General features: G+C 69.0%; 4 protein-coding genes and 1 pseudogene. All 5 read right to left on the reverse strand.

The window, feature by feature from the left end; genetic code table 11:
* Positions 1–1,976, reverse strand: a 1,976-nt coding sequence (locus tag VJS90_RS14560) for a serine/threonine-protein kinase (protein WP_324122351.1), incomplete at its 3' end; no start/stop codon positions are given.
* A 2-nt stretch (positions 1,977–1,978) separates the two neighbouring features.
* Positions 1,979–2,707 carry a PP2C family protein-serine/threonine phosphatase gene (locus tag VJS90_RS14565; protein WP_324122348.1) on the reverse strand — a complete coding sequence of 243 codons (729 nt, stop codon included), beginning with the start codon at positions 2,705–2,707 and terminating at the stop codon, positions 1,979–1,981.
* Positions 2,708–2,709: 2 nt separating this feature from the next.
* Entirely contained in the window at positions 2,710–3,360 is a 651-nt protein-coding gene (gene tagF / locus VJS90_RS14570) for a type VI secretion system-associated protein TagF (protein WP_324122349.1), read from the reverse strand.
* The gene (tssM, locus tag VJS90_RS14575) at positions 3,357–6,860 is read right to left on the reverse strand and encodes a type VI secretion system membrane subunit TssM (protein WP_324122350.1); all 3,504 of its coding nucleotides are present in this window, start codon (positions 6,858–6,860) and stop codon (positions 3,357–3,359) included. The genes tagF and tssM overlap by 4 nt, the downstream gene beginning before the upstream one ends.
* Positions 6,857–7,019, reverse strand: a pseudogene (locus VJS90_RS14580) (type VI secretion system protein TssL); the annotation flags it as partial. The pseudogene VJS90_RS14580 and the gene tssM, both read right to left, overlap by 4 nt.

Below are 7,019 nucleotides of genomic sequence, written 5' to 3' on the forward strand. Positions count from 1 at the left end.
TCCAGGTTGACCAGGACCTTGCTCAGGTAGTCCAGGCCCGGCGTGCGCGTGGTGTTATTGCGAAAGCCCACCAGGCCAAAGCTGACGCTGTCCAGCTCGCCACGCGCCGCCAGTTGCTGCTGCAACTCGCTGACCACCTGACGCACGCGGTCGATATAGGGCTGCATCGACACCGAGGTATCGACCACCAGGACGATACCGGTGCGGAACGCCTTGCCCGGCACCGGCGCTGCCGGCGTCGCGGTCGCCGTCGGTGCAGCGGTGCTGGCGCTGTTGCTCGCGCTGGCGCCCGGGTCGATCGAGGCGATGTTGATCAACTGCACCGGCTGGCCTTCGGCGTCGAAACTCTCGCGGAAGTCGAAGATCGGCATCAGGTAGAACTGGTCCTGCGGCACGGCGCTGGCGGTCGGTTCCAGCGCGAGCACCTGCGGCACCTGAGCCGGATCGCGCTGGGCCTTGAGCAACGCGCCTTGGGCCAGCTGCTGGTCGTCCAGCAGGCGCTGCACGTCGTCGGCCGTGCGCATGAACAGCATCGGCGCGCGCCCGGAACGCTCGGTGAACTTGAGCACCAGGCTCTGCTTCCACTCGCTGGTCTGGCTGGCGGGCAGCCAGCCATCGCGCTGGCCGTCACTCGACGTGCCGACCTGGACCCAGGCCTTGCCGTCGAGCTCCTTGCGCTGGTAGACGTAAAGCACGGTGAAGGCCGGCAGGGTCTGCTCGCCCTTGCCCGCGGGCTGATCGAGCAGCCGCGCGCCCGGCTGGCTGAGCACGCGCTGGAACAGGGTCTTCTTGCCGGCCATCAGCAGCGGCCGCTGGTCGTCCACGCCAGTGGCCGCGGTGGACGGAGCGCCAGCGGAGGCCTGGGCCTGGGCCGGTGCCTGCTCCTGAGCCTGCGCCGCCGCGGTATCGGGCGTGGCCGCGTGGCCGCCACCGAGCAGCCAGAACAACGTGCCGCCAAGCCCAAGCGCGCCGGCAATGGCCACGGCCAGCACGGTCCTGGCGGGTTTTTTCGAGGCAGCCCTGGCAGCCGGCGCCTGAGCGCCTTCGCCCGCCGGCGGCCTGACGGGCTCGGACACAGCGGCCGGGCGCGGCTTTTCGAGCGACACCGGCGTCAGGTCGACCTGCGCAGGCGTGGCCGACGCAACTGGCGGCAGCGGCTGGATGATCGTGTGGTCGCTGTCGCGCGACTCCAGCCCATCGAGCGCCGCCAGCAACGCCGCCGCATCCGCGAAGCGCTCGTTCGGGTCCTTGGCCAGCAGGCCACGCAGGATGTCCTGGTACTGACCATGCTCGACCGGCAGCTCCGGCAGTGGCTCGGTGAGGTGTGCCAGTGCCGTGGACAGGGCATCGGCGCCGCGGTACGGCAACGTGCCCACGAGGATTTCATACAGCACCACGCCCAAGGCGTAGAGGTCGGCGCGGCCATCGATCTCAAGCCCGCGCGCCTGCTCCGGGCTCATGTAGCTGGGCGTGCCCACCGCGAAACCTGCCTGGGTGAACTGGGTGCGGTCGTCCAGCGACTTGGCGATACCGAAGTCCGACAGCACGGCAGCGCCGTCCGCGCGAAACAGGATGTTGGCAGGCTTCACGTCACGATGGACCAGGCCCTGGGCGTGGGCATAGCCCAGCGCCTGGGCGATCTGGCGCACATAGAGCAGGCCCTGCTGCGGCGTCAGCCCGGCACTGATGCGTTCCTTCAGCGTACCGCTGGGCAGGTACTCCATGGCCATGTAGTACAGCGCGTCCACGTTGCCGATGTCATGGATGGTGGCGATGTGCGGATGGGCCAGGCGCGCCAGCGTGCGGCCCTCGCGCAGGAAACGCTCGCAGAAGGTCGGGTCGGCGGCCAGGCTCGCGGCCATCACCTTCAACGCCACCTTGCGCTCCAGCGAGCGCTGGGTGGCCAGGTAGACGCTGGCCATGGCGCCTTGGCCTATCTCGCCGATGATGTCGAAACCAGGGATCTGCAGGGTCATGCTCATGCGCTGGCCCCGACCTTGACGACAACGGCGGTGATATTGTCGGGCGCGCCACGGGTCAACCCCAGGTGCACCAGGCTGCGGACCACGTGATAGGCGTTGGCATGGCCGAGCACCTCGCCGATCTCGGCGTCTTCGGCGGTCTTGTTCAGGCCGTCGCTGCACAGCAGGTAGGTGTCGCCAGGCTCGACCCGCAAGGCCACCGCCTGCAGCTGGAGACGGTCCTGCACCCCAATCGCCCGGGTGACGATGTTGCCGCGCGGATGTACTCGCGCCCCGGCCTCGTCAAGCAGGCCGCTGTCCTGCAGTTCCTGGACATAACTGTGGTCGTGCGACAGGCGCTCGATGCAGCCTTCGCGCAACCGGTACAGCCGGCTGTCACCGGCCCACAGGCCAATGCCCTGCCCATCCCGCACGGCCAGCACCACCACGGTGCTGCCCATCATGGCCACGCCACGGCGCACGGTTTCCTCGCGCACCGCCTGGTTGACCCGGTCCAGGGTGTCGCGCACCGCCTGGGCGAGCGCGGGCAGGTCCAGGCCGGACGGCATCTGGCGCAGGCTGTCGACGGCCAGGCTGCTGACGTAATCGCCGGCCGCGTGCCCGCCCATGCCGTCGGCCACGGCCCACAGGCCCGCGGCAGTCAGCTCCAGGCAGGCGTCTTCGTTGATCCGGCGGACCATGCCGGTGTGGCTGTAACTGGCCGCGGTGTAATGCAGGGCGGTCATCTTCAATCTGCCTCGTTACCCAGGAGAAACCCGGCGAAATCCTCGCTGCGCGGCAATCCCGCGCAACGTATCAAGCCAGGGGCTATGCGCTGCGAGCCCTTGCCCCACCAGAGGCTCATGCCCTCGCAGGCGCAGTCGGCCAACGCCAACCCACGCCCCTCGGGCGTGGTTGCCTCCAGCCGCTGCATACCGCCCAGCGCCGGACGTGCCCCTGGCGCAGGCGCCGTCGCGCGACCAAGAGGCCTCAAGCCCGCTTCAAACGCCTCGAACGATGCCTGGGGCTCGAGGGTTGCCAACAGGTCGCACTCAGCCTGCTCGAACCACTCGTCGCTGCCCGACACCACCATGGCCAGCGAAGCCCGCGGCTCAAGCACCTGCGCCACCGTCAGCGGGAAATAGCGCCCGACCCGGTCAATGCTCGGCATGACCACGCCCACCACCGCCGATGCCCCGCACACCCCCGGCGCCAGCGCGAAGCGCCAGAGCGGGCTGACCAGATAGGCCTGCAACCACTGCTCACCCAGCTGCCGCTGGCTGGCATGAAGCCCCGCGGTCAGCCACTGGTCCCAGCGCTGGATGAAATCCTGCGGCAGGCCGCGGCTGACGAAGTCGCCACGACACGCCAGTTTTCCGTAGAAGCCGATGTCGTTCACAGGCGCTCCGGCAGGCTGAAGCCACTGACGCGGCTGCGGAACGGGTTGAACGCGCTGCTGGCGCGCAGCTCGTAGGACACGCTCGCTCCCTCGACCCGCAGTCGCAGGTTGAAGCGCTCCGGCGAGCCTGCCGCCACCAGGTCGGACCGGTCGAGCAGGCGGAACCAGGCCCACGGCCCTTCGACCGTCAGCCCGGAACGGCCGCTGGCCGCAGGTGGCGAGATGGACAAGCGGACCACGCCGATGCTCCTGGGGTTGGGCCACTGCAACGCCACCGGCCGGCTCGGGCCGTGGTCGTAGCTGACTTGCTGGCCGTCCAGGTCAAGCAGGAACTGGGTGATCGACGCGTCCATGGCCACCGGCTTGAGTTCGAAGCGCACGCCTGGCTGTACCCCGCCGCCCGTGCGGAAGTACGCATCGCGGATGGCGGCGGCGCGCTGGAAGGTCGCCAGCAGGTGGCTGCTGATGCCCAGTTTCTGCGCTGCGCCTGGCTGCCAGCTCCACGGCGTCGAGGACGTGTTGACGTAGGGCTGCAGGTATTTGCTGAAGTAGCTGTCCATTACCCCGCCGACGCCAAAGAACTGGCCAAAATCTTCCAGCGTGGCGTCGCGCGCGCTGCCGGCCACCAGCGGATAGCGGCCGCTGAGGGACTGGCGATAGACGTTGAGCACCTCGCTGGTCCAGGCGGCATTTAGCTGGTTGCGCACGCCGCCCATGACGATGGCATTGGTCGAGCCGACCACCGAGCCCACCAGGTCCTGGACCACGCGGGGCTGGCGCGCGGCGCCCAGCGACACCCGCTGCGCAGCGGCCTGGGCCTGGTTCTTGGCCTCGCCCAGCAGCGCGTCGCCGCTGGCGCCGACCATGGCGCTGACCTGCACGTAGAGGGCATTGAGGTCGCCCAGCAACGCGTCGATCGCGGCCGGCTCGCCCTCGCCGCTGTTGACCAGCGCGGCCAGCTCGGCGAAGTGCGCGGTCACCGGATCAACCTCGGGCGCTGCCTGTTGAGCCGCGGCGACCGGCATGTCACCGAGCAAGCCGCCCAGGCGCTGGCGCAACTGGTCGACCCCCGCCTGCTCGACTGTCGCCTGGGCGTTGTCGAGGACGCTTGGCTGTTGCAGGTTGGTTTCCCTGGCCACGGCCTGCAGCAGTTTCTTCAGCGGCGACGCCGGCCCCGACAGCACGCGCAGGACGTCAGCGGCCTGGGCCACACTGGTGACCGGAACGAAGTCCAGGTCGGCCAGCAGCGCATCCCAGTGGCGGATGTAGTCCTGCACGTACAGCTGGCGCACATCGCCGGCCAGGCGCTTGGCATCCGCCACTCCGTCCAGCTCCCGGCCCAGCACCCAGCGCTCTTCGGCCAGGGTCGTGCTGTGCGCCAGGCTCGCCGCGAGGAACGCCTTGCGATAGCCCTCGACCGTGAACAGGCCGCTCAGCGGCTCGTCCAGCGGCTTGCCGCTCTTGCGCCGGAACACCAGCGCGGCATCGCGGCCACCGGCCTCGCTGAGGCGCACATCCTTGACCCCGGGCGGCAGCTTCTGGCGCTTGACGCGGTCATACACGCGCTGGGCCACCGGCAACTGCTGCAGCTGTTGGCGCACGTCCTCGACCAGGCGCTGGTCGAGGCGTGCATACGGCGGACGCCGCTCGAACAGCGCCTGCAAATGTTCTCCAAGGGCCTGGCGCTGCTCCGGCGCCAAGTCGCGCGGCAGGCTCCGCTCCCAGTCCAGGCTGATCCAGGCCTTGATCGCGTCCGGGTCGTAATGCTCGCTGTCCGCCAGCATCAGGTAAGCCTTGAGCCCCTCGTAGAGGTAGTCGGAAGGCCCACCGGCGTATAGCTGTTCCTCGATGCGGGTCAGCAGGCGCGGAGCAAAGATCGCGATCAGCATCTTGCGGTACACGCTGTCCGATTCGCCTTCGAGCATGCCGCCCTGGTACAGCCCCAGCCCCTTGGCCCAGCCGGGCGGATCGTCGGCCAGACGGCGCGTGGCATTGAGCAGCGGCAGCACGTCGATGACGTTGCGCTGCGCCGGGCTCAGCTGCTGCACGTTCCTGCCCAGCGGGGTCAGGCGGCTGTCGACTTCGGCGATGTAGTGCTGGTTGGCGCGGTAGCTGAGGGTCCACAGGGTCGCGACCACCAGCACCAGTGCCACGCTCAGGGCCAGGGCGCCACGGGCGATCCAGGTGCGCCGCCGCTCGACTTTCGGGTTGCTGCCGACCAGGCCTCGCTCGGCGAAGGCCACGGCACTGAACAGGCGCTCGATGAAGTAGCTGCGCCCGGTGCCACCCTGGCGGGCAAGGTGCGCGCGGTCCAGCCCCATGCTCTGGGCCATGCTGCCGATCAGCCGGTCGATCGGGCTGCCTTCCTGGGTACCGCTGGTGAAATAGACACCGCGCAGCAAGGCACGCTCTTCGAAGGCATTGGGCTTGAACACGCCATCGAGAAAGCCCCGGAGGTTGCCGCGCAGGGCAGCGAACTGCTGGACGAAACCGTAGATCAGGTCACGCCGGGCCGGATCCTGCTCGCGTTGCAAGTGCTCGACCAGGCGCTGGTTGAGCCGCTGCTCGAGCAGGGCGAACTCGCCCTCGAACCGCGCCAGCGGGCCATCGCCCTGCGGTTCATCGTCCAGCGGGAAGGTCATGCCCCAGACCTGGGCGCGCTCCTGTTTGCCCAGGGTGTCGAAGAACTCCATGAAGCCCGGTACCAGGTCGAGCTTGGTGAGCATCAGGTAGATCGGGAAGCGCACGCCCAGCCGGCTGTAGAGCTCCTGGATCCGCGCGCGGATCGCCGTGGCATGCGCCGCGCGCTCGGCATCGCTGCCCAGCAGCAGGTCCGACAGGCTGATGGCGATGAACGCGCCGTCGATGGGGCGCCTCGCGCGCTGGTTCTTGAGCAGGTCGAGAAAGCCCAGCCAGGCCGCCTTGTCGACCTGGGCGTGGCTGTCCTGGGTGGTGTAGCGGCCCGCGGTATCGAGCAGCACGGCCTGGTCGGTGAACCACCAGTCGCAGTTGCGGGTGCCGCCGATGCCCCTGATGGCGCCCTCCCCCAACTGCGCGGCCAGCGGGAAATGCAGGCCGGAGTTGATCAGCGCGGTGGTCTTGCCCGAGCCGGGCGGGCCGATGATCACGTACCAGGGCAGTTCGTAGAGGTTGCGCCGCTCGTCGCCACCCAGGCGTGCCTTTTTCAGCAACACCAGGGCTTCGTCCATGCGCTGGCGCAAGGTCGCCAGTTCCTCGGCGGTGGCCATGCCGGCGAGATCTGGCGCGGCGTCCGCGGCCAGGCTCTGGATCACCTTGGCCGCCTGCCGGCGGGCCTGCGCGATGCGCCAGGCGCGATAGCCCAGCCACACGGCGAACAGCCCGACGATCAGCGCCCAGCGCGGCGCGGCGGGCGCCAGCACGGCGAATAGCGGGCCGACAAACCAGATGATCAGACTGAGCGCCAGCAGGCCCAGCACCGGGATTACCCAGCGAATGACAACACTGAAAAACGCCTTCACTCCACGCCCTCCGCCAGAACAGTGATCTCGACTCGGCGGTTCCTTGCCCGGCCCTGCGTGCTGTCGTTCGACGCAAGCGGTTCGGTGTCGCTCAGCCCTTGGGCGGTGAAGCGTTCAGGCTGACCTGAGCCCGCCGCGAGGATGTCGCGGACCTCTTCG

It is taken from the genome of Pseudomonas sp. (assembly GCF_035277045.1).
In the GTDB taxonomy this organism is placed as follows: domain Bacteria; phylum Pseudomonadota; class Gammaproteobacteria; order Pseudomonadales; family Pseudomonadaceae; genus Aquipseudomonas.

Bases quoted from the DNA above. Each gene is read 5' to 3' on its own strand.
- VJS90_RS14565 (WP_324122348.1), bottom strand. From the start codon at position 2,707: ATGACCGCCCTGCATTACACCGCGGCCAGTTACAGCCACACCGGCATG.